This window comes from Paramicrobacterium fandaimingii (assembly GCF_011751745.2).
Classification (GTDB): domain Bacteria; phylum Actinomycetota; class Actinomycetes; order Actinomycetales; family Microbacteriaceae; genus Paramicrobacterium; species Paramicrobacterium fandaimingii.
The window spans coordinates 152,913-175,857 of record NZ_CP061170.1; the positions used below are offsets into that span (position 1 = coordinate 152,913).

Annotated in this window: 25 protein-coding genes; 15 read left to right on the top strand and 10 right to left on the bottom strand. The window is 62.8% G+C overall.

Features of this window, described 5'->3' with window-relative positions:
* Positions 1–4 precede the first annotated feature (4 nt).
* From HCR84_RS00770 to thpD, 5 genes are all read left to right on the top strand, one after another.
* On the top strand, positions 5–556 hold the full coding sequence (locus tag HCR84_RS00770) for a hypothetical protein (RefSeq protein WP_166982972.1): 552 nt from the start codon (positions 5–7) through the stop codon (positions 554–556).
* Between the two features lie 228 nt (positions 557–784).
* Positions 785–1,378 (top strand): diaminobutyrate acetyltransferase, encoded by a 594-nt coding sequence (ectA, locus tag HCR84_RS00775; protein ID WP_166982971.1) that lies wholly within the window; start codon positions 785–787, stop codon positions 1,376–1,378.
* A gap of 99 nt (positions 1,379–1,477) precedes the next feature.
* Positions 1,478–2,812, top strand: coding sequence for a diaminobutyrate--2-oxoglutarate transaminase (gene ectB, locus HCR84_RS00780; protein WP_434063564.1), 1,335 nt, complete (start codon positions 1,478–1,480; stop codon positions 2,810–2,812).
* Positions 2,809–3,210, top strand: coding sequence for an ectoine synthase (locus HCR84_RS00785; protein ID WP_166982970.1), 402 nt, complete (start codon positions 2,809–2,811; stop codon positions 3,208–3,210). Before ectB ends, HCR84_RS00785 begins: the two co-directional genes overlap by 4 nt.
* A gap of 102 nt (positions 3,211–3,312) precedes the next feature.
* Positions 3,313–4,212, top strand: coding sequence for an ectoine hydroxylase (gene thpD / locus HCR84_RS00790; protein ID WP_195706671.1), 900 nt, complete (start codon positions 3,313–3,315; stop codon positions 4,210–4,212).
* Between the two features lie 113 nt (positions 4,213–4,325).
* On the opposite strand, the gene HCR84_RS00795 is transcribed toward thpD, so the two are convergent.
* Together HCR84_RS00795 and HCR84_RS00800 are read right to left on the bottom strand one after the other, a co-directional pair.
* Positions 4,326–4,550 carry a hypothetical protein gene (locus tag HCR84_RS00795; protein ID WP_166982968.1) on the bottom strand — a complete coding sequence of 75 codons (225 nt, stop codon included), beginning with the start codon at positions 4,548–4,550 and terminating at the stop codon, positions 4,326–4,328.
* 103 nt (positions 4,551–4,653) lie between these two features.
* Entirely contained in the window at positions 4,654–5,427 is a 774-nt protein-coding gene (locus HCR84_RS00800; RefSeq protein ID WP_166982967.1) for a Crp/Fnr family transcriptional regulator, read from the bottom strand.
* 214 nt (positions 5,428–5,641) lie between these two features.
* On the opposite strand from HCR84_RS00800, the gene HCR84_RS00805 reads away from it, so the two are divergent.
* The 4 genes from HCR84_RS00805 to HCR84_RS00820 all read left to right on the top strand — a co-directional run bounded on the left by HCR84_RS00805 (position 5,642) and on the right by HCR84_RS00820 (position 10,158).
* Positions 5,642–5,881, top strand: a complete 240-nt coding sequence (locus HCR84_RS00805; protein WP_166982966.1) for a heavy-metal-associated domain-containing protein — start codon at positions 5,642–5,644, stop codon at positions 5,879–5,881.
* A gap of 31 nt (positions 5,882–5,912) precedes the next feature.
* Positions 5,913–7,826 (top strand): heavy metal translocating P-type ATPase, encoded by a 1,914-nt coding sequence (locus tag HCR84_RS00810; protein ID WP_166982965.1) that lies wholly within the window; start codon positions 5,913–5,915, stop codon positions 7,824–7,826.
* Between the two features lie 97 nt (positions 7,827–7,923).
* Entirely contained in the window at positions 7,924–9,414 is a 1,491-nt protein-coding gene (locus HCR84_RS00815) for a glyceraldehyde-3-phosphate dehydrogenase (RefSeq protein WP_166982964.1), read from the top strand.
* Positions 9,415–9,450: 36 nt separating this feature from the next.
* A complete protein-coding gene (locus HCR84_RS00820) occupies positions 9,451–10,158 on the top strand; it encodes a polyamine aminopropyltransferase (RefSeq protein WP_195706672.1) in 708 nt (235 codons plus the stop codon).
* A gap of 11 nt (positions 10,159–10,169) precedes the next feature.
* Here the strand turns inward: HCR84_RS00820 and HCR84_RS00825 are convergent, their stop codons facing one another.
* Positions 10,170–11,099: an NADP-dependent oxidoreductase gene (locus HCR84_RS00825; protein WP_166982963.1), complete on the bottom strand. Its 930-nt coding sequence runs from the start codon at positions 11,097–11,099 to the stop codon at positions 10,170–10,172.
* A 110-nt stretch (positions 11,100–11,209) separates the two neighbouring features.
* Between HCR84_RS00825 and HCR84_RS00830 the strand changes: the two genes are divergently transcribed.
* Positions 11,210–11,779 (top strand): TetR/AcrR family transcriptional regulator, encoded by a 570-nt coding sequence (locus HCR84_RS00830; protein ID WP_166982962.1) that lies wholly within the window; start codon positions 11,210–11,212, stop codon positions 11,777–11,779.
* A gap of 15 nt (positions 11,780–11,794) precedes the next feature.
* Here the strand turns inward: HCR84_RS00830 and HCR84_RS00835 are convergent, their stop codons facing one another.
* From HCR84_RS00835 to HCR84_RS00855, 5 genes are all read right to left on the bottom strand, one after another.
* Positions 11,795–12,376 carry a PadR family transcriptional regulator gene (locus tag HCR84_RS00835; protein WP_166982961.1) on the bottom strand — a complete coding sequence of 194 codons (582 nt, stop codon included), beginning with the start codon at positions 12,374–12,376 and terminating at the stop codon, positions 11,795–11,797.
* 80 nt (positions 12,377–12,456) lie between these two features.
* Positions 12,457–13,866 carry a vanillate/3-O-methylgallate O-demethylase gene (ligM, locus tag HCR84_RS00840; protein WP_166982960.1) on the bottom strand — a complete coding sequence of 470 codons (1,410 nt, stop codon included), beginning with the start codon at positions 13,864–13,866 and terminating at the stop codon, positions 12,457–12,459.
* 57 nt (positions 13,867–13,923) lie between these two features.
* Positions 13,924–14,796, bottom strand: coding sequence for a formyltetrahydrofolate deformylase (gene purU, locus HCR84_RS00845; protein WP_166982958.1), 873 nt, complete (start codon positions 14,794–14,796; stop codon positions 13,924–13,926).
* 10 nt (positions 14,797–14,806) lie between these two features.
* Entirely contained in the window at positions 14,807–15,682 is an 876-nt protein-coding gene (locus HCR84_RS00850; protein WP_434063547.1) for a methylenetetrahydrofolate reductase, read from the bottom strand.
* Between the two features lie 106 nt (positions 15,683–15,788).
* Positions 15,789–16,256 (bottom strand): DUF3237 domain-containing protein, encoded by a 468-nt coding sequence (locus HCR84_RS00855; protein WP_166982956.1) that lies wholly within the window; start codon positions 16,254–16,256, stop codon positions 15,789–15,791.
* A 336-nt stretch (positions 16,257–16,592) separates the two neighbouring features.
* Between HCR84_RS00855 and HCR84_RS00860 the strand changes: the two genes are divergently transcribed.
* The 5 genes from HCR84_RS00860 (at position 16,593) to HCR84_RS00880 (ending at position 20,837) form a co-directional block, all read left to right on the top strand.
* Complete coding sequence (locus tag HCR84_RS00860; RefSeq protein ID WP_244972538.1) at positions 16,593–17,456, top strand: ABC transporter substrate-binding protein; 864 nt, start codon at positions 16,593–16,595, stop codon at positions 17,454–17,456.
* A gap of 71 nt (positions 17,457–17,527) precedes the next feature.
* Positions 17,528–18,358 carry an ABC transporter permease gene (locus HCR84_RS00865; RefSeq protein WP_166982952.1) on the top strand — a complete coding sequence of 277 codons (831 nt, stop codon included), beginning with the start codon at positions 17,528–17,530 and terminating at the stop codon, positions 18,356–18,358.
* Entirely contained in the window at positions 18,355–19,179 is an 825-nt protein-coding gene (locus HCR84_RS00870; RefSeq protein WP_166982950.1) for an ABC transporter permease, read from the top strand. Before HCR84_RS00865 ends, HCR84_RS00870 begins: the two co-directional genes overlap by 4 nt.
* Positions 19,172–19,972, top strand: coding sequence for an ABC transporter ATP-binding protein (locus HCR84_RS00875; RefSeq protein WP_166982948.1), 801 nt, complete (start codon positions 19,172–19,174; stop codon positions 19,970–19,972). Before HCR84_RS00870 ends, HCR84_RS00875 begins: the two co-directional genes overlap by 8 nt.
* A gap of 40 nt (positions 19,973–20,012) precedes the next feature.
* Positions 20,013–20,837: a PaaX family transcriptional regulator gene (locus HCR84_RS00880; protein WP_166982946.1), complete on the top strand. Its 825-nt coding sequence runs from the start codon at positions 20,013–20,015 to the stop codon at positions 20,835–20,837.
* Positions 20,838–20,849: 12 nt separating this feature from the next.
* On the opposite strand, the gene menE is transcribed toward HCR84_RS00880, so the two are convergent.
* Complete coding sequence (gene menE / locus HCR84_RS00885; RefSeq protein ID WP_166982944.1) at positions 20,850–22,373, bottom strand: o-succinylbenzoate--CoA ligase; 1,524 nt, start codon at positions 22,371–22,373, stop codon at positions 20,850–20,852.
* 93 nt (positions 22,374–22,466) lie between these two features.
* Positions 22,467–22,919, bottom strand: a complete 453-nt coding sequence (locus tag HCR84_RS00890) for a MaoC family dehydratase (protein ID WP_166982942.1) — start codon at positions 22,917–22,919, stop codon at positions 22,467–22,469.
* Between the last annotated feature and the right edge of the window lie 26 nt (positions 22,920–22,945).

Consider the following 22,945-nt stretch of genomic DNA (forward strand, 5'->3'; position numbering starts at 1 on the left):
GCCCATGAGTCGAGCTCTCGAACGCGACCCCTGGCTGCGCACGGGTGTGTCGATCGGGATCATTCCTCTTTACCTGCTGCTCACTCACGTTCTGGCCGGTGTCGTCTACCGTGCGCTGTCTGTCGACCTTGCGCTCGGTGACCGCGTTGCGTCCGTCATTGTCTGGGCGGTGGCTGGCGCCGTTATCGTCGGCGGGTTTGCCTGGCTTGTCACGTGGCGAACCGGCGAGGGTCGGCCGACGTTGCACTGGTGGATCGCCCCGATCGTCGGAGCCGTCACTGTCGTCGAGTTCGTTGTCGTCGTGCTGGCTCTGGTGATTCCGCAGGGAGAGCCGGATGCCGCGTGGGGAGCTGCGCTTCTCGAGCAGATCGCGTCCCCCCGGTTCTGGGCGGTCTCGCTCTGGCTTCCGCTCACCGTGTGGATCTGCATAGCGGCAACCGTGCGCACCCGGTGGTATCGGCCGCGACGGATGGTGCTGATCGGGATCGTGCCGTACGTGATCGCCGGCACCGTCTTTGTGGGCCTGCTGAACGGCGGCGTGTACGACGGTGCGTAAGTGTGACAGACGAAGCCTGACGTTGCCGACACGATGTGTCTCGTTTTGATTACGATTGCATTATCAGCTGGACACGTTCTGAATTCGGCGGTTTCCGAGGGTCTGGATCCCTGAGATGCCAACGATTTTGCGGCCTTATCACGGGGGTTGGGGCTTATCTGTGGGCTCTCCGGGTATTGCCAAAACGGGTTGAACGAGCTTCGGAGCCTCGGTAACCTCGGAAGCCATATGTCTGCGACTCAAGCCATTACGAATGTCCAAGTCGAGAGTGACTCCACGGAACGCATTGTCGCTCCCGGGCCCGAACACGCTGCCGAGATGTGGCGCATTGCGCGCGACTCGGTCACGCTCGATCTCAATCCCTCCTACGCATACCTCGTGTACTGCCGCGATTTCAGCAACACCAGCCGTGTTGCCGTCGTCGACGGCAAAGTCGTGGGGTACATCATGGGTCATCTGAGACCCGAGAAGCCGCACCACCTCTTCGTCTGGCAGGTTGCTGTCGACGAGAGCTACCGCGGGCGAGGGCTCGCCGGCAGGATGCTGGATGAGCTGTTCGGTGGTGTTGCGGCATCCGATGATGTGCACACCGTCGAAACGACGATCACCGATGACAACGAGGCGTCTCAGAAGCTGTTCGCCTCGTTTGCCCGGCGCTGGCAGAAGGCGCCGATGACCGTTGACCCGCTGTTCGACGAGAAGCACTTTCCCGACGGCCACGATGCCGAGAAGCTCTATGAGATCGGCCCGATCTTCTTTCTCGACGACGAGCTTCTCGCCGAGGTCGAGGAAAAGCGCGAACGCGCAGAATCCCTCGGCTAAACCACAATCGACGAGGGCGACCACCGTTGCCCTCCGCCGCGTGCAGGATCACCCGTGACGCCTGCGTTCGATGTCAATACAAAGATTCACGGCATCCTCATGAAGGAAGGAATCGTGATGTCCCCCATTTCAGACGCCACAATCGCACTCGAGTCAGAGGTCCGCAGCTATTCACGCTCATGGCCCGCTGAGTTCGACCGCGCCGTCGGCAGCCACATGTACGACGTTGACGGTCGTGAGTACATCGACTTCTTCGCCGGTGCCGGTGCGCTCAACTACGGTCACAACAACCCGGTGCTCAAGAAGGTGCTGATCGACTACATCAGCGACGACCGCGTGATGCATTCGCTCGACATGTTCACAAAGTCGCGCCAGGAATTCATCGAGACGTTCAACGACGTGATTTTGAAGCCTCGCGGGTACGACTACAAGCTCGCGTTCCCCGGCCCCGGCGGAACGCAGGCGACCGAGGCGGCGCTCAAGCTCGCCCGCAAGTACACCGGCCGCGAGTCGGTCATCAGCTTCACCAACGGCTTCCACGGCATGACGCTCGGTGCGCTCTCCGTGACCGGAAACTCGCTCAAGCGCGGCGGCGCTGGCATTCCGCTCGTTCACGCCACCCCGATGCCGTATGACGACTACTTCGACGGTGACTACCCCGACTTCTTCTACCTCGAGCGCCTGCTCACCGACAGCGGCAGCGGGTTGAACAAGCCCGGCGCCGTGATCGTCGAGACGGTGCAGGGTGAGGGTGGCATCAACCCGGCCCGCTACGAGTGGCTGCAGAATCTCTCGAAGCTCTGCAAGAAGCACGACATTCTGCTGATCATCGACGACGTTCAGATGGGCTGCGGCCGCACCGGCACCTTCTTCAGCTTTGAAGAGGCCGGCATCGAGCCCGACATGGTCTGCCTGTCGAAGTCGATCTCCGGCTACGGCATCCCCATGGCACTCACGCTGCTCAAGCCAGAGCTTGATGTGTGGGAGCCAGGCGAGCACAACGGCACGTTCCGCGGAATCAGCGCCGGATTCGCCACGGCGACCGCGGCGATTCGCGAGTACTGGTCTGACGACTCGTTCACGACGTCGATCAAGAACAAGGGCGAGAAGGTTGCCAAGCGCTTCCAGTCGATCGTCGACGTGACGCCGGGCATCACCGTCACGGCGAAGGGCCGTGGGCTTGCTCGCGGAATCGAGATGGCAAACGGCGAGCTCGCCGATGCCGTGTGCGAGGAAGCGTTCAAGAACGGACTTCTCGTTGAGACTGCCGGCCCGAGCGGAGAGGTCGTCAAGTTGCTTGCTGCGCTCACCATTCCCGATGATGTTCTTGACGCCGGTCTCGACATTCTGGAGAGCGCAGTGGCAACTGTTGCCTCCGGAGAGCTGGCTGAATCAGCATCCACCATTTCGAACACCGAGGAGAGCTACGCATGATCGTTCGCAGTGTAGAAGACGTCGAGGGCACAGACTCCGACATCAAGACCGAGAACTGGCGCAGCAAGCGCATCATTCTCGCCAAGGAGGGCGTGGGCTTCTCCGTTCACGAGACCACGCTGTACGCCGGAACCGAGAGCGAGTTCTGGTACGCCAACCACATTGAAGCCGTGTTCATCACGCAGGGTGAGGGCACCGTCACCGACAAGGCGACGGGCGAGACCCACGAGCTGAAGCCAGGAACTGTGTACTTGCTGAACGACCATGACAAGCACATTGTGCGCCCGCGCACCGAGATCAAGTGCGTGTGCGTGTTCAACCCGCCGGTGACCGGCCGCGAGGTGCACGACGAGAACGGTGTGTACCCGCTCGTTCTCGAAGAGCCAGCGGGCGCGTAAAGCTCCCATACACAGCAGCCGAGTCAGCGAAAGCTGACCCGGCTGCTGTCGTTTTGGGTGACAGAGATGCAAGAACGAACAAAACCGTCAAAGGAGGAGTACGTGACTGCAACGCAGACAGTCCAGACCGATGTATACCCCACGCGCACAGGTGGCGTCGAGAGGGTGATCGATCGCGAGGATCCCACGCTGTATGGAACGGCCGACGATGGCCCCATGGATGCTGAGACGCTCAGCGGCTACGACCGCAATGGGTATCTGGCCATCGACGAGCTGATTAGCGCAGACGACGTCACCGAGCTGAAGGCCGAACTGCGGCGCCTGTCGGAAGACGAGACTGTGCGCCGCGACGAGCGCACGATCGTCGAGGCATCGAGCGACGAGGTGCGTTCGATCTTCGAGATTCACAAGGTGAGCGACGTCTTCGCGAAGATCGCGAACGACCCGCGGGTCGTCGGCCGCGCGAAGCAGCTGCTCGGTTCCGATGTGTACATTCACCAGTCCCGTGTGAACTTCAAGCCTGGCTTCGAGGGCAAGGAGTTCATGTGGCATTCGGATTTCGAGACGTGGCACGCCGAAGACGGCCTGCCGAATATGCGCACGGTGAGCATCTCGATCTCGCTGACCGACAACTATTCGTACAACGGCCCGCTCATGATCATGCCCGGCTCGCACAAAAAGTTCGTGTCGTGCGCACAGGAGACCCCGGAAGACAACTACCGGAAGTCGCTGATCATGCAGGGCGCGGGAACGCCCGAGAAAGCGACACTCTCGGAGTTCGGCGATACCTACGGCATCGATGTGCTCGACGGCGAAGCTGGCGGGGCGATTATGTTCGACTGCAATTGCATGCACGCATCGAACGGCAACGTGACCCCGTACCCGCGCTCGAACGTCTTTCTCGTCTTCAACAGCGTCGAGAACACCCCGGTCGAACCGTTCGCGGCACCGAGCCCGCGCCCGGAGTTCGCCGGGGCTCGCGACTTCACGCCCGCGGGCTGATCTCGCGTTCACACATTCGGAACAAGCTGGCGGCGCGCCGTTCTGGGCGCGCCGCCAGCGGCGTGTCGGGGAGAACTTCCGAATGGTTGAGCACCGCAGCCGCCTGGCTCGGCTCAGCTCTCGTCGTCATCGTCGTCGCGCACCCGAATGATTGCCAGAGCGTAGCCGATGCATGCGCCTGCGCAGATGAGCGCGAGTCCGCCCAGCACTCCAAGGCCGATCTTCGCGAGCATCGGAAAATCGACGACGACAACGATAACGGCGACGACGATCGTGACGAGTGCTAACGCGATGCCCGCCAGAGCGGGGCTCGTTGCAGAACGACTCGACTGTGTCATTACGCACTCACACTACGTCCTTTGCAACCGAGACCGTATATCCCACCCGTCGTCACGCGTCGTGTGCAGCAGCGAGCCTGGCGGCCGATGCATGCGTTCCCGGTTAACTGACAGTTCCATCAGCGATCTGCGTCAACCGATCGCGGTCGAGGATCGCTGTCCAGCGTCGACCCGAATCGATGATTCCGCTTCTGCGCCACTCGCTCATTGTGCGCGACACGGATTCCGGCGTCGAGTTCGCCAGCGCGGCGATGTCGGCCCGGGTCAGCGGAAGCTGCAAGAGCGTTCCGTTGTCGTCGGTCGCCTGCCCGACGGTGTCAGCGAGGGTGAGCAGTGCGGCCGCCGTGCGTTGGGGAACGGTATTGGCGAGGCGACGGCTCATGCCGCTCTTCGTGCGGGCGAGCCGCGCGGCCACGTCGTCGAGAACACGAAGCGCCACCGTTGGATGCTGCGTGAGAATGTCGCGAAACGACTGCTGATCGATGCGCAAGGCACAGGTGGTCACGAGGGCGGTCGCCGTGTCGGTATGCACTGGTTCGCCAAGAGTCATCATGGTGCCGAAGAGCTGACCGGGGGAGAGGATGTCGGTGATCGACTCGTCGCCGGCCGCGGTTGTGCCACCCACTTTGACGTGACCTGACGCAAGTACGTAGAGATGCTCTGCGCGATCGCCCATCTGGTAGAGCGGATCGCCTTCTGCCCATGACAGGGCCGTCATGCGGTTGTCGACCTGCGTGAGGTCTTCTGGCGGGAGAGACGCGAAGTACGGCACATGGCTGAGCACCGCCATGCGCACCGAGGGTGGGCAGGTGTGCGGCGCCGCACAGGTGCTGCGCAGAGGAACGCGCCGTCGAGTCACAGCCGATCTCGTCGTCATGTGCACTCCGTTCTCGCTGCAGCTGCGTTCAGCGCAACATCCGTCGACTCATGAAGGCCAACCGCAAAGCGTCGTGGTTTATTCCGTGTGAACGGGTATTTCAGTGATTCTACCGTTGATTGATGTGCGTCATGGTGCGGTTGCTGCCCGACCCATAACTTTGAGACAGAAGCCCCGATCGGGGCGAACACTCATCGCAGAAAGGATGATCATCATGACCAACTCGACGTCAGCAACAGTGCATACGGTTCTTCGCGCGGAGGGGTTCTCATGCCCGTCGTGCGTCGGCAAGATCGAGAAGCAGGTCAGCCGCCTCGAGGGAGTCAGCGCGGTGTCCGTTCGATTCGCATCCGCACGCATCGAGGTCGACCATGACCCAGCCGTTGCCAGTGTGGACGACATCGTGGCGGCCGTCGGGCGCGCTGGGTACACCGCGGCTCCGGCCCCGTTTTGACGACGACGAACGACGGACGAGGAGTAGGAAAATGCGTAACGTACGCGCGATGGTGAATCGACGCTGGGCACGACCGGCCGCATCGGGGATGCTGATCGTCGCGTCGCTGATCGTGGGCGCACTTGTCGGCGGCGGCCCCGTGGCCGACGGTTTGATGATCGGCGCGGCCATCGTCGCCGGAAGCCCGATCGTCGTCAGCGCCGCACGCGCGCTGGGGGTGAAGGTTGTCGGCATCGACCTGCTTGTTTCGGTCGCCGCCATCGGTGCAGTCATCGTCGGCAACTATTGGGAAGCCGCCGCTGTCACGTTTCTCTTTGCAATCGGTCACGCTCTCGAGTCGGCGACGTTGAACAAGACCCGTTCGGCACTCGCTGAGCTGGTGGCGGTAGCCCCCGACGTCGCCATCGCCCTTCGCGACGGCGTGCAGGTCGAGGTGCCGGCCGCCTCGGTCGCTCCGGGCGAAACCGTGCTTGTGAAGAACGGCGCCCAGGTGCCCGTCGATGGTGTTGTCATCGGTGGAACCGGAGCGATAGACGAGGCGACGATCACGGGCGAGTCGATCCCCGCCGGAAAGGGTGCGGGAGATACCGTCTATGCCGGAACGGTGTCGGCAGGCGGCTTCATTCAGGTGCGGGCAACGGGGGTCGGTTCTGACACGACTCTCGCGCGCATCATCCACCGGGTGGAAGAGGCGCAGGACGCCAAGGCCGCGACGCAGGCGTTCATGGACAGATTCTCTGCCTGGTACACGCCGGCCATCATCGTGCTCGCGGTTCTCGTCGGCATTCTGACCGGCGATGTCGTGCTCGCGTTGACACTTCTTGTCATCGGCTGCCCCGGGGCGCTCGTCATCTCGATTCCCGTGTCGATCGTCGCCGGCATCGGGCGCGGCGCGAAAGACGGTGTGCTTGTCAAAGGCGGCGAGTACCTTGAGACGTCGGCAAAGATCTCTGCTGTCACTCTCGATAAGACGGGCACGCTCACCGAAGGTCGCCCGCGCCTCACCGACGTCATCGTGCTCGACTCGCACGTGCAGCGCTCGGAGCTTCTGCGCCTCGCCGCCCGGGCAGAGGCGGGGTCGGAGCATCCGCTTGCTCGTCCCATCGTCGATGCGGCGGTGGCGGAGAATCTCGGGCCGATCGTCGTTCCCCACGAGGTCGTCCCCGTCGTGGGCAAGGGAATCACCGCGGTTGTCGAGGGCCGCCGCCTGGTAATCGGAAACCTCAGTCTGCTCGCAGGTGAGGGCGTCGGCGAGCTCGAACGGGCGGCATTGACCGCAGATCGGCTCGGTCGCGCGGGCAAGACGCCCATGCTCGTTGCCGTTGACGGACGTGTCGCCGGGGTGATTGCCGTTGCCGATCGCATTCGCGAGGATGCCGCGCAGATGGTGGCGGGCCTTCATGACGCCGGTGTTTCTACGGTGATAATGCTCACGGGAGATCAGCCCGCTGTCGCCTCGGCTGTCGCTGACGCGGTCGGTGTCGATCTTGTTCGTGCGGGACTTCTGCCCGAAGACAAGGTGGATGTTGTTGCGCAGCTGCAGGCGGACGGGCACATCGTGGCGATGGTCGGCGATGGCGTGAACGATGCGCCGGCCCTGGCAACCGCTGACATCGGTGTGGCCATGGGCGCCGCTGGCTCCGCGGTTGCCATTGAGACGGCAGATATCGCGCTCATGGGCGACAGTCTGCGCAAGCTGCCCGAGGCCATTTCGCTCGCGCGGCGCACCGTGAGAACGATGCGACAGAACATTGTGATCGCACTGCTGACCGTGGCGCTGCTGCTGGCCGGCGTGCTCTTCGGCGGTGTGACGATGGCGATCGGGATGCTGGTGCACGAAGCATCCGTTCTTGTGGTGATCGGCAATGCCATGCGGCTGCTGCGCCGAAAGCGGCGCGTCGTTGAAAGTTCCACGTCGGCACTCCTTCCGCAGCCGGTAAACTGACGGCACGCCCGTTTTTCCACGCCCATTCGGCGTGCTCAAAAATCATGACAACGCCGTCTGCTCACGAGGCTGAGCGGCAGAAGGAGCGCGAGCGCACGTGAACAGCACTGCAGAGGCCCACCGCACACACTGGATCGCCAGGGAGGAGCAGGCCGAGCGACTGATTCCGCTCGTGGGCGGACTGTATCGCAATCACGGCGTTGTCACGTCGATCCATGGCCGTCGGCTGATTGGACTGTCGACGATCGAGCTGATCAAGGCGCACAAGTTCGCACGGCAGGCCGGAGCCCAGACGATGTCGATGGATGCCTCGACAGCTGTGCTCGAGGCGCTCACGACACTCAAGCCCGGGCCAGCATCTCTCGACATCGCGCGCCTGCACGCTGCCCACCGCGACCGCGGGGCCGACCTGAGCCTTCGGGACTTTCTGCGGCGGGAGCTTGCCGACATCGTCGCCGAAGACGTCACCAAGGCTGAGCCAAGGGACGTCGTGCTGTACGGCTTCGGCCGCATCGGCCGACTCGTTGCTCGATTGTTGATCGCTCATTCGGGCGGGGGCTCCGGGCTGAGGCTGCGCGCCATCGTCGTTCGCAAGGGCAGCGATGACGACATCATCAAGCGGGCGAGCCTTCTGCGCCGTGACTCCGTGCACGGGCCGTTCGCCGGAACGCTCACCGTCGACAAGGAGAACAACACGATCCTCGCCAACGGCACGCTCATTCAGGTGATCTACTCAAACGATCCGGCGACGATCGACTACACCGAGTACGGCATCGACGACGCCCTTGTCGTCGACAACACCGGGCGGTGGCGCGACCGCGACGGGCTCGAGCTGCACCTTCGAGCAACAGGAGCATCCCGCGTTCTGCTCACGGCTCCCGGCAAGGGCGACCTGAAGAACATCGTGTACGGCATCAATCACGACGACATCGCGGCGGACGACAGCATCCTCTCTGCCGCGTCGTGCACAACGAACGCCATCACTCCCGTACTCGCCGCGATCGATGAGGCCTACGGCATTGTTCGGGGACACGTCGAGACCGTTCACTCGTACACCAACGACCAGAATCTGATCGACAACTTTCACAAGGGCGAGCGCCGTGGACGGTCGGCCGCCCTCAACATGGTGATCACCGAGACGGGCGCGGCAAAGGCTGTTGCAAAAGCGCTGCCCGAGCTCGCGGGTAAGCTCACGGGAAGCTCCATTCGGGTGCCGACGCCCGATGTGTCGCTCGCGATTCTCAATCTCACGCTGAAGAACCACGCTGGTCGCGACGAACTCAACACGTACTTGCGCGCCGTGTCGCTGCACTCGAAGCTGCGTCAGCAGGTTGACTACATTGAATCGGCAGAGATCGTGTCGACGGACTTCGTCGGTTCCCACCGTGCCGGAATCGTCGACGGGCTTGCGACGATCGCTGACGCCGAGAACGTTGTTGTGTACGTCTGGTACGACAACGAGTTCGGGTACAGCTGCCAGGTGCTGCGTGTCATCGAAGAGATGGCGGGCACGCACCCGGCCGTTGTTCCGCCGCGCGAGGTCGTCACACTCGAGACGCTGGGCGAGCTGGAATCTTCAGTGCGCTGATCGCGTAGGGTGAGCAACGACAGAGGGAGCGCAGCAGTGAGCATTCGGTTCGACGAACTCGACTGGCAACACACTCCGATGGGAGACCTCACCCTGCGGCGACGCACCGAACCGGTCTCGGGGCAGGAGATCTATGAGGTCAAGCTTGGCGAGGAGTACCTCATGTCGAGTCTCTTCACTGTTGCCGAAGAAGAGCTCGCGAGACTCGGCCTTGCTGTCGTGGAAGGTGACGAGCTGACCGTGCTGGTCGGTGGGCTCGGCCTCGGGTACACCGCCGTCACCGCATTGCGTGACGAGCGCGTGCGCACCCTTACCGTCGTCGACCGGCTGCCCGCGGTGATCGGGTGGCACGAGCGCAAGCTGCTGCCCGTATCAGCGACGCTCGTCGACGACACGCGCACGAGTCTCGTTGACGCTGACTTCTTCGCGCTGATGCGCTCCGCGCCCGGTGCAGACGACAGCGGCTACTCGGCCATTCTGCTTGACGTCGACCACTCGCCACGTCATCAGCTTGACCCGACGCACGCCGACCTCTATACAGCAGACGGGCTGCGTGCGCTCGACAGCCATCTTGCTCCGCGCGGGGTCTTTGCCCTGTGGTCTGACGACCCGCCAGACGACGACTTCATGAACACGCTGGCCGCCGTGTTCGCCGATGCGACTGCGCACGTCGTTGAGTTCGACAACCCCGTGACTGGCGGGGTGTCGTCGAATACCGTGTACATCGCGCGCAGCCGCACCTGAAGAGAGCATTCTCAGAGAGCGACGACGATCTTGCCGTGAGTGTGGCGGCCCGCCTGCAGCTGCACGGCGTCGCGGACCTGCTCGAGCGAGAACGTGGCGGCGATGGGCACGATGATGTCTCCAGCGCTGACGGCGCGGATGATCTTCTCGAGCGCACCCGGGGCCGCCTCGGAGCCGGTGGACCAGCGGATGCCGTCAGGAACGGTCACGCCCGCGGCGATCCACGTGATGCGCTGTTTCGGTACTCCGAGCTCAAGTGCGGCCTCGACGGTTTCTGCGCCGAACAGGTCGGCTGCCGCCGTCACCCCCTCTGGGGCGAGGGCTCGAACGCGATCGGCCAGGCCGGGGCCATAGGTAACGGGCTCGGCCCCGATCGAGCGCAGAAAATCGAATGTGCTCGCGGAACCTGTGCCGATCACGCGCGCTCCGGCGAGCCTGGCCAGCTGAACGGTGAGCACCCCCACGCCGCCCGCCGCTCCGCCGACGAGCACGGTGTCGCTCGGGCCCACGCCGATCGTGTCGAGGGTGGCGGCAGCTGTCAGCCCGGGCGTCGCCAGTGCGGCGCCGATCTCATCGCTGATGCCGTCGGGAAGACGGTGAAGCTCATAGAGTGCAGAGGGACCGGTCTCGATGATGGCGTAGTCAGCTGCCGACTTGGCGATTGCTCCACCGAAGACCCGGTCGCCGCGAGAAAACTGCTCGCTTCCCTCTCCGACTTCGTCGACGACTCCGGCAAAGTCCGAGCCGAAGCCGGCCGGGAGGCTGACGCCCCACACTTCTGCCGCCTCGGGCTGTGCCGCGATGATCCAGTCCATCGGGTTGAGGCCTGCCGCTGTGACGCGGACGCGGACCTCGCCTGGGCCCGCATGCGGTTCGGGGACGTCCGTGACGGTGAGGACGTCCGGCCCGCCAAATTCTTTGTAGATGACAGCACGACTCATAACAACCTCCAAATTTTAACGATGGGACTCAGTCGCATCAGCATACACCCCGATGGGACTTGGTCGCATCATTCTCGATTGACGAGACTCAGTCTTGTAAGATGGCCGCTATGCCCCGCTGGAAGCCCGATGCACGGGCGCGATTGATCGTCGCTGCGGTTGAGCTGTTCGCTGAGAACGGATACGAGAACACGACGGTGGTCGAGATTGCCGAGCGTGCCGCGCTGACAAAGAGCACGTTCTTTCGGCACTTTCCCGATAAACGAGAAGTCCTCTTCGGGGGAGATGCCGTATCGACGGTGCTGGCAGACGCAATTGAGGCGATGCCTGCAGGATACTCGGCGCGCGACGTTATCGCTGCCGCGCTCGACGCGGTGGGGAGGGAGACGTTCACGCCCGAAACCCGGGAGTTCTCCGCGCGACGCCGCGCCGTCATCGCCGCGAGTACTGAGCTGCGCGAGCGTGAAGCGTTGAAAGGGCTCTCGCTCACGGCCGCGATGTCTGATGGCCTCACGCGGCGAGGAGTTCCCAGGCTGGCGGCGCGGATTTCCGCGGAGTTTGGTGCCCTCGCCCTTGACCTGGCGTATGAACGATGGTCGGCTCCCGAGTGTGAGGAGGTTTTCGCGATTGTCGCCAGGCGTGCACTCGACGAGGTTTACGCGGCACGTGCGGAGTGCTGACGGCGACCAGCGCTGCTATGCCTCAAGGCGGTCGATGAGTTTCAGACCTCGCCGTGCCCACGCGATCTCGCTGCGAGCTCGATCGACGAGACCCTCGTAAGCGAAATACTTGAATGCGACGGTGCGTTCCCTGTCTTCTGCCGGTGTGGCCTCGAGGCGACGTACGAGCATCGGGCTCGTGATGGCTTCGATGCGGCGCAGCTCGCTCTCCCACTGGTCAAACTCGCCCTGCCACTGCTCGATGTGATTCTCGAGGAAGGAACGCGCGGCTTCGGGTGTCGTCGCTTCAAGGTATGCGGCGCGCACGTGCGCGGGGTCGCGTACTCGGTGGTAGACCATGGGCGAGGCCATCCACTCGAGGAATGCGCGGTCGCCGGCCTCGGTCACGTGGTAATTGCGACGCGTCCGTCGGGCCCCGCGCTCTTCCACCTCGCCCTCAATGAGCCCCTCGGTCTCCATCTTGCGCAGCTCAGGGTAAATCTGGGAGTCAGGCGCGTGCCAGACGTGACCGACGGATTGCGAGAACTGTTTGGCGAGGTCGTAACCCGAAAGTGGGCCGACGCGAAGGATCGCGAGCAATGCATACCTGAGGCTCACGGGATGCTCCGTTCGATGAGGTAGCGCGAGGAGGCTCGGCCGGATCGACCGAGCCTCCTCATGCCGCGAGGCGAATGTCGCTACTGCTGGTATCCGGTGCGCCATCCACCCTGGTAGGTCTGGCGGGCGACAGTCGAGTATGGCACGGGGCTGACGACAGCGCGGACGTTTGTCTGCTCGTGCGGCTCGACGGATGCCTTCTTCGTGCCGCCGTGCGGCTCGCCCCAGACAACGCTGAGCTCGGTGCCCTCGGGAACGTCGTGATCGACCGTTGCAAGCGAGAGCCCGCGCCGCTCATTCGCGCTGTAGCCGGTGAACATCGAGAAGCCAACGACGGTGCCGTCTGCATCCACAACCGAGTCATAGTTCGCCGATCCGTAGTTGGCGAGCGGAAGGTCGAAGAACTTGTAGTTCGGCCCGTCGACGTTCAGCGGCGACGTCAGGATCTTGCCAAGATCGTCTCCATCCCACGCGAGGGTGACCTTCTTGCGCTGTGTCGAGGGGTCGATCTTCTCGAGAGCATCCCGGCCGATGAAGTCATGGTCGAACTTGACGAAGTTGCCATAGCCGAGCTCCCACGGCGAGAGGTAGTAGTCGGCGATGTCGTCGGAGACGAACGAACCGGCGAGGGTTCCTGTCGCCTCGTAGCCGTCGGCCGGAAGCCACTCGCGGTAGGAACGCTCGGCCTCACCCGTGTAGATCGCGGGAAGCGGGGAGGGAATCCAGCCCGACTCGAGGGTGTTCGACGGGTACGCGCGGGAGCCGACGGGAACGAGGCCGAACTCGGCACCCGCCTCGACGATCGCCGTCCACATGCGGTCGTGGTCCGCGTACGGTCCCCAAATCTCGAGCCCCGGGGCTCCGGCCATGCCGTGGCGAAGCGTGCGAACAGTCGTGCCGTCGATCGTCATCGTCGACATATTGAAGAACTTCAGCTGCTCGAGCGGGCCGCCGTTGAGCTTCTCGATCACCTGCCACGCGTTCGGTCCCTGAATCTGAAAGCGATAGTATTTTCGCTCTACGGAGTGGCCGTATGGCCGCGAGGGTGAGCGACGGTCGACCGTGATGTCGAGGTTCGGGTAACCGCCGGTCGCACCGTGGAACATCAGCCAGTTGGCTGCGGGTGAGCGACCGACGTAGGTGTATTCCTCTTCGGCCTCGCGAAAGAGGATGCCGTCGCCGATCACGTGGCCGCCTTCGGTGGTTGGCACATACTGCTTCGCCTTGTTGACGGCGAAGTTTGCCACCGAGTTGATCGCGGTGTCGGAGATGAGCCGAATGGCGTCGGAGCCCTTCAGCAGGATGTTGTCCATGTGGTGCGACTGGTCGTAGAGCACGGCAGTATCACGCCATGCTTTCTGCTCCTTGATCCAGTTTTGGAAGTCGGCAGGCACGACGGGGTAGATGTATGAGCCGATCTGGGAGTTGCGCAGAAGATCGACGGCGTTGCCCGCCTGATCAAGCACGTCCTGAAGATTCTTCGCTGCCATGAGATGAACCAATCTGTAGGTGGGAGTCGCCGGTGGTTCCGGCGCCTGGGTTGTGGGTCAGAAAACGATTGTGTGGTTGCCCTGTCTGATCACTCGGTCCTGTGCGTGCCATTGCACTGCGCGACTCAGAACGGCGCGTTCGACGTATGCGCCGCGCGCTTGGAGGTCAGCGGCAGACATCGAGTGGTCGACGCGGGCGACATCCTGTTCGATGATCGGGCCCTCGTCGAGATCCTTCGTGACGTAGTGGCTCGTGGCGCCGATCAGCTTCACGCCGCGCTCCTTTGCCTTGCGGTAGGGGGCTGCGCCGATGAAGGCGGGGAGAAACGAGTGATGGATGTTGATGATGGGAACGTCGACCTTCTCGAGGAAGTCATCGGAGAGCACCTGCATGTAGCGGGCGAGAACGACGACGTCGACATTGTCGGCGAGGAGCCCCGCGATTTCGGCTTCGGCCGCGCTCTTGTCAGGGCCCGTTGACGGAACGTGAAAGAACGGAACGCCGAAGGTGCGGACGTCGCTCGCGGTGTTCGTGTGGTTGGAGATCACCATGGGGATGGTGACGGGAAGCTCGCCTCGTCTGTGACGCCAGAGGAGTTCGAGCAGGCAGTGATCGCTTGTCGATACGAGAATCGCCATGCGTTTCGGTATGGACTGGTCTGTCAGCTTCCAGGTCATTCCGTAGGGAGTGAGCGTCTTGTCGAGATCGGCCTCGATGTCGGTGAACGCGGCGGTGAGATCGCTGCGGTGAAAGACGACGCGCTGAAAGAAGGCGCCGCCCTGTGGGTCATCCGAGTACTGATCGAGGGACACAATGTTTCCCTGATTGCGGGTGATCAGTGCAGAGACCGCGGAGACGACGCCTGGCTGGTCTGGACCGTGCATCACCAAGCAGGCGTGATTCTTGAGCGCGTCATTGGGCCGGGACATGGATGCCTCCTCACGACCTATCGGTTGTGTACTCATTGGCCCAATCTGCGGTGGCCTTCAGCCCGCCGAACGTATAGAAGTGCAGGCTCACCTCTCCCGCCGTCGGCTCCTGCGAGAGGAGGCTCGCGAGGTCGGAGACGAAGGTATCGGGGCCGGCTGTTCCCATCAGGTTCGTCAGGGAGAAGCCGTACTTTTTGACGATCATTGCATTTGCGCCAATGCCGAAGCGACGTGCGAACCCGAGTAGTCGCTTGACCCCTGCGGGCCCGGGTGTTCCGACGCGGATCTGCGTATCGATGCCTCGGGCGCGGACGTTCTTGATCCACGTCATCACAGGTTCGGTATCGAACCCGAACTGCGTGAGGATCACTGCCTGCAGACCCTGCTCTTTCAGCGCGGCGGATTTGTCGTCGAGGTGCCGCCACAGCACGTCGTCGTCGATGTCGGGGTGTCCTTCCGGGTACCCCGCGATCGATACCTCGCGCACCCCGTATTGCGACAGCAGCCCGCTGCGGATCACCGACAGCGAATCGGGGTAGGGCCCTTCTGGTTCGGCAGGATCGCCTCCGACGGCGAAGACGTGCTCAGAAGCGCCGACGTCGTGAAGGCGGCCGAGAAAGTCCTCGAGCTGGCTCTGGGACGAGAGGCGACGTGCTGAGATGTGCGGTACAGGTATGAACCCCATCTCGCGCACCGCTTTGGCCGCAGATATGCGCATCTCCAGGTCTTCATTTCCGAGGAACGTGACATTGATCTTCGTTCCCGCGGGGATGGCATTCCGGGCTTCTTCCAAGCCGGGAACATCTTTTCCCGTCATCTCCAGGGAAAAACCATTCACGAGCGTGAGAGCAGCATCTGGATTACGTGCTGGCTTCGAGTGTGACACCGATCGAGGTCCCTTCGCATTCAGCGCGAGCGCTGCACTGCGCTCGTCCTGCGACAATACCTATGGAGATAGTGAATGTCTAGAGGCAACTTCTCGCGAAGCGAGCTCAGCGCACGCGATACGCGTCGTAGACGACGTCGTCGGCGCCGCGCGCAGCCGCGCCGACCAGCAGTGAATTCTGCAGATAGGCGAGCGTCGGGGCCGCCGTCTCGATCGTGACGACGAGGCGAAAATAGTAGTCACTCGCTGGCACCGACTCACCGGCGAGGAGTGCCTCGAGAACGCCTGGCGATCCCGTGCGCATGCCTCGCGTGCGAACGTGAAGAAGCTCGCCATTGTCGGTGCGGGCCGAATATCTCGTGTCAATCTCGATCGTGCCGTCGGTGTGCACAATCTGCCAGTCAGCGCCCCCGGCGAGCACCTCGGCGTCGATTCCCTGCGACAGGCGTCCGCCGAGAATCGAGACGATCCGGCGGTGCCCCGCGCGTGTCTGCCCATAGTCATCGACCGCCCCCACGGTGACGCGGGCGGTGAAGATCTTGTCGAGAGCTGTTGGTGGGGGCTGCGGGATCATGTCTTCCTTTCATGGGGGGCGATGGGCGTTGTCAATTCATTGTCGATCTCAATGATTGATATAAACACCAATCGTTATTCAACTGTTCTCTGACGAGCGTCACAAAAGGCTTGCATTAAAACGTGGGACGGGAGACGATGACGGTGTCAACACGGGGCTGTGCCGGCGATCGGCACCTCCGTGCGACTTCCCAACCCACCACAGAGAGGCCTATCAATGAAGAAGGCACTTACCGCTGTAGCCCTAGGCGCAGCGGCCGTTCTCGCATTCAGTGGCTGTACCGACTCCGGTGCCAGCTCGGCCACAGCGCCCGCAGACGATTCCTCATCGGATGACATGCGCACAATCCGCATCGCCGCACTCCCCATCGCTGAAACCGGTGCCCTCTGGGGAGCGATGGACGCTGGCATCTTCGCCGAGCACAACCTCGAAGTCGAGGTCGTTCCCGCGCAGGGTGGTGCTCTCGCCATCCCAGCGCTGCTCAGCGGTGACATCGAGATCGCCATCGGGCAGCCGTTCGGTCCGTTCCGTGCCGACCTTCAAGGGCTCGACGTTGTGATGATCGGAGACTACGCGAACAGCCTTCCGGAGGGTGGCGATGTCAATGCCGTTGTCTCGCTTGGCGACTCTGGAATCGAGTCTCCTGCTGACCTCGCAGGGAAGCGTGTCGCAGTAAACAGTCTGGGAGCAGCTGGCGACCTCACGATTATGAAGACCGTTGAGGACGACGGCGGAGACTCGTCAACCATCGAGTTCGTCGAGGTAGCGTTCCCCGACGCGCAAGCACAGCTTGAGGCCGGCAACATCGATGCCGCGTGGGTGCCAGACCCCTTCATGTCACAGATTGAGGGCGCTGGAGGAAACATCGTCGTCTTTCCCTACCAGGCCACAATCCCGGGTCTTTCGCTGCTGACGAGCATCACGACGCAGGATCTCATCGACTCCGACCCCGAACTCATTGCTGACTACTCTGCAGCGATGACGGAAGCTCTGGAGTGGGCCGATGCCAATGAAGACGGCGTCCGCGCCGCCATCGTCGAAAACATGGGCATTCCCGAAGAGGCTGCGGCTGGCATCACGCTGCCGAAGTTCACGTCGGAGCTCAACATCGAGAATCTCCAGAAGCTGGCAGATATGGCTGTCGAGTTCGGTGTGCTTGACGCCGTGCCCGACTTCGAACGACTGATTCAGCAGCAGTAACGAAGCGGATGCCGCGGCGCACCGCCGCGGCATCCGTTCCTTCCCTCCCTCGATGACACCCGGAAGGACATATGTCCACTGTTGAAGCCGCGCCGGGCACCAGCGCTCGCCGCTCCAGACGCTCAGGACGGGGACTCCGAAAGTTCGCGTTGGGCGCAGCCGGAATTGTCGGATTCCTTGGCATCTGGCAATTAGTGCCAGCTCTCGGCCTGATGAATCCGCAGTACTTCCCCTATGCAACAGACGTCATGGGGCAGCTTGGCACCGAATTTCGCGATCTTGAGTTCTGGCGCAACGTCGGTCGCACGATGACCGCGTGGGGCATCGGTCTGATGATCGCCGTTGTGCTCGCGACTGTGCTCGGCACGGTCATCGGCCTCGTGGGGTTTCTGCGTCGCGCGACGCACTCCACTGTCGAATTCCTTCGTCCGATCCCGTCCGTCGCGCTCATTCCACTGGCGATTCTCGTGTACGGCATTCAGCTCCAGGCCGCCCTTGTGATTATCGTGTTCGCCAGTTTCTGGCAGGTGTTCGTTCAGGTGCTCTACGGCGTCGCAGACATTGACGCGGTTGCCCGCGACACCGCTCGCAGCTTCGGTTTGTCGCGCTGGTCGCGCTTTCTCCACCTGATCTTTCCGACCTCGCTCCCGTATCTCATGACGGGAATCCGCCTCGCCGCGACTGTCGCGCTGATCCTCGCCATCACAGCTGAGATGACAATCGGCAACCCCGGGCTCGGCAATAGCATCATCGTTGCCAGGTCGGCGGGCGATTGGGTCAGAGTCTATGCGCTGGTGGTTGTGACGGGGCTTCTGGGCCTCGTCGTCAACCTCATATTTCGCGTGATCGAACGTCGCTCGCTGAGCTGGCATCAGTCGGTGCGAGGAGACGAGGTACTGTGAGCCTGTATACATCCCGCATCGTCATGCCGAAGCGCAGGTCTCGCATTTGGGTGACGTTCAGCAGCAATATCGCGTACGGCCTCGGTCTGCCGATTGTGCTGCTGGTGATCTGGGGCATCTGGTCCACATTTGCATCGGCCGTCTACTTCCCCGATCCGCTGACCATCGGACGGGCCTTCGTGCAGACCTGGATCGGTCCGGCGTTCTTCGAAGACGTGCTTCCCAGCTTCACGCGCCTTGTGTTCGGCACCCTCGCCTCCGTCGTCGTGGGAATCATCGCCGGAACGCTCATCGGGCTCGTGCGGTGGTTGCGAGAGCTTCTCGAGCCCCTGATGGAGTTCTTTCGCGCAATCCCGCCCCCTGTGCTGATTCCGATCATCGCGATCCTTCTGGGACCAACGGACGCGATGAAGATCACGGTTATCGTTCTCGGTGCCGTCTGGCCGATTCTGCTGAACACCATCGATGGTGTGCGTGCAACGGATTCGGTCATGACCGAGACGGCGCGCTCGTACTCTCTCACCAGAGCGCAGCGCGTGCGATATCTCGTGCTTCCGGCGGCAAGTCCTCGCATTATGACGGGCGTGCGTCAGGCGATTGCCATCGCGCTGATTCTGATGGTGATCTCGGAGATGTTCGCGTCGTCGTCTGGACTTGGCTATCGAATCGTCTATTTTCAGAGAAACTATCTGATCGACCAGATGTGGAGCGGAATTCTGCTTCTCGGGCTGATCGGCGTGCTGCTGGCGGCGGTCTTCGGATTCGTCGAGCGGCGAGTTCTACGGTGGTACCACGGAATCAAGGAGGTGGAGAGTGCCTGACACACTGCTTGCCGTCGAGCACCTCAAGAAGGTGTATGAATCATCCACCGGCGACGTTGAGGCGATCGGCGACATCAGCTTCTCAATGGGCGCGGGCGAACTTGTCTGCATCGTTGGTCCATCTGGATGTGGAAAGACGACGCTGCTGAAGTGCATCGCCGGCTTGCTCAGTCCAACGGAGGGAACGGTCACGTTGGGCGGGAGCCGCGTGACGGGGCCACCGCCGAATATGGCTCTGGTGTTCCAGGAGTACGGACGCAGCCTTTATCCGTGGCTGACGGTGCGCGGCAACGTCGAGCTGCCCCTCAAACATCGCAACCTCTCACGCAGCGATCGCGATCAGCTCATTGACGACGCATTGTCGGCAGTCGGACTAGAGCACGCGCACAAGAGCTATCCGTGGCAGCTCTCCGGTGGCATGCAGCAGCGCGTCGCCATCGCGCGAGCTGTGGCGTACCAGCCCGAGGTGCTCATCATGGACGAGCCGTTCGCCGCCGTCGATGCGCAGACTCGCGCTGATCTCGAAGACCTTGTGCGGGGCCTGCATCAGGAGCGCGGCATGTCGATTCTCTTCGTGACGCACGACATCGACGAGTCGGTCTATCTGGGAGAGCGTGTGATCGTGCTCTCGAAATCGCCGACGTGGGTGCAAGAAGATCTCACGATTGACCTCGCCCCAGAGCGTGACCAGATCACCACTCGGGCCCTGCCGCGATTCACTGCGCTGCGCACGCACGTCTATGAGCAGATTCAGCGAGCGAAGCTCGGCGAAGCCACCAGGCAGCAATTATGACGAAGTGCGTGATGATGCGGTGCAAACGGGATGTTGTGTGATGCGCACGCGACCAGCTAAGAGGCTTCTTCTCGCGTTGCTCGGTGAGTTCGTGCTCGACAGGGAGCTCGATCGAGTTCGTGCCGGGGCCCTCTTGCCGATACTCGAGGGCGCAGGCATCGCGGCGCCGACCGCGCGAGCAACGTTGGATCGCATGGCCGTACGCGGCCTGCTCGATCGCAAGCGATCGGGCCGAGAGGTCGAGTTCTCGCTCACAGATGAAGTGCGCGACATTTTGCGCGAGGGTGGTCAACGCGTCAATCGAGACTTTCCCTTCAAGCCACAAGGGGCGGGGTGGACGCTTGTTACCTTCTCTGTCTCCGAGGGGCATCGGACGGTACGCCACCGCCTCCGTGCGGTGCTGACGTGGGAGGGCTTCGCGCCGCTGCGGGATGGACTGTGGATCGCACCGGGAGAGGTGGACATGGCGGCCACCCTCGAACCGCTTCGCGACGATCTTCCGCCGCGTTCCGTTGCTGCTTTCCGTGCCCGAGAGATCGACGATTTCCCCTTGGCTGATGCCGTGCGAGATGCGTGGGATCTCGATGCGATCCGCGCCGAGCACGAGCTGTTCCTCGAGACGTGGGGGCACGCCAACGCCACAGATGGTGCCCAGAGTGCCGTGTCGGCACGGATCATGCTTGTGGCCGACTGGATTGCACTGCTCCGTGCGGATCCGCGTCTTCCGGTCGAATATCTGGGTGCCGATTGGCCTGCGGCGCAGTCGCTCGCCTGTTATCGAGCGCGCCACACAGAACTCGCCTCCCGTGCGGAGTCTGAGTTTGCTCAGCTGGTGCCCGTCGGAGAGCACACGACGGTCGGATGACCGCGGGCCCCGCTATGTCGCGTACTGCGCCCGCAGGTCAGCTTTGCGAACCTTGCCTGAGGCGGTGCGGGGAAGCTCAGTGACGAACACCACGTTCTTCGGCAGCTTGTACCGGGCGAGTTTGCTCTCGAGGTGGCGGCGCACCGAGGCGGTGTCGATGGAGGCGTCCTTTCGCACGGTGAGGATCGCCAAGGGAACCTCGCCCCATTTGTCGTCGGGAACACCGATCACGGCGGCACCCGTGACTCCGTCGATGCTGTACAGGTGATTCTCGATCTCTGCCGGATAGATGTTCTCGCTGCCCGAGATGATCATGTCTTTCAAACGGTCGGCGATATAGAGGTACCCCTCGTCATCGAGGTAACCCAGATCTCCGGAGCGGAACCAGCCATCGGTGGAGAACGCGGCTGCCGTCGCCTCGGGCAGACCGTGGTAGCCGGAGAAGACGTTCGGGCCGGCAATCTCGATCTCGCCGACCGTTCCTTGGCCCACGATCGCCCCACTCGCATCGGCGATCCGCACCTCGGTGAAGAAGTGCGGGAGCCCAACGCTGCCCTGCTTCTCTCGCGTCTTTGCCGGCGACAACGACGTCGCACCCGGCGAGGTCTCAGTCATTCCGTAGCCCTGCGAAAACGACAGGCCGCGCTGCTCAAACGCATCGAGGATGCGGGTCGGCACGGCGGAGCCGCCGCAGGTGAGCTTTGCGAGCGTCGAGATGTCGGTCGAGGCCCAATTCGGGTGGTCTGCCATGAGCTGGTAGGTCGTCGGCACGCCCGAGAGCATCGTAATGCCGTTGCGCTCGATCTGCGCGAGCGCGCGCCCGGGGTCGAAACCCTTCTCGAGCACGAGAGTCGCCCCTTTGAGGATCACCGGAAGGGCACCCATGCCGAGCGAAGCGACGTGGAAGAGAGGCGAGATCATGAGTGCGACATCGCTGGAGACGACGTCGTAGTCGACGATGCAGTTCATGCTCACCCACGTCAGATTGTCGTGGGTGAGCACGGCGCCCTTCGGCTTCCCCGTCGTTCCCGACGTGTAGATGATCGCTGCCGGGTCGTCGACGTCGTTGACGATTCTGACGTCGTCGACCTGAATCTGGGCAAGCACCGCTGCCAGCCCGGGGTGGCTGTGGTCTCCTGCCCCGGTCTGAATGACGTGGTCGATCTGGGTCTCGGCGATCACCGGCACAAGGCGCTCGGCGAAATCGGCGTCATGAATGAGCATCCGGGCGCCGGAATCAGAGAGCACATGAGCGACCTCCGGAGGTGCGAGGCGCGTGTTCACCGGTACGAACACGGCGCCGATCTGCGCCGCTCCGAAGAGCACCGTCAGAAACTCGGGACTGTTCTCACCAAGGTATGCCACGGGATCGCCTTTGCGGATGCCCCGGCGTGACAGCATCGTCGATGCTGCGTCGGCGAGATCGGCAAGCTCACGGTAGGTGAGGCGCTCGCCGTCACCATAGATGAGAGCCGTTTTCTCTGGTGATTTCAGACGCCGCTTGGCCATCCAGGTTCCGAGTCCGTGGTGGTGCATGTTCCTCTCCTTCGAGGTGCTCGCCGCCGTGAGTGATTCAGCGCATTCACGCTCGCTCGGCGGTGAGTGCGAGCGTGAATGCAGTGGCCCGGATCAGGCGTAGAAGCGATAGAGCCCTCGAGCGACGACGGCCGGCTTTTCGCCGCCGTCGATCTCGATTGTCTGGTCGACGGCGAATTGATAGCCGCCGCGCACCTCGGTGACCTCGGCGATCACTGCCGTCATGCGCACACGCGCACCGACTTTCACCGGAGAGACGAAACGAACCTTGTCGAGGCCGTAATTCACCTTCGTCGTGACGTCGGTCAGGTCGAACAGCTCAGACCAGAACCTGACGGTCAGTGACAGCGAAAGAAAGCCGTGGGCGATCGCGCCGCCGAACGGGCCATCCTGTGCGCGGACGGGGTCGACGTGAATCCACTGGTGATCGTCGGTGGAATCGGCGAAGAGATTCACCCGGTCTTGCGTGACCTCGAGCCACTCCGTGTAGCCAAGGTCTGTTCCGGCGAGCCCTGCGGCGTCACCATATGCGGCGATTGTCGTCATGATCGTCTCCTTCTTTGTGGGTCTGA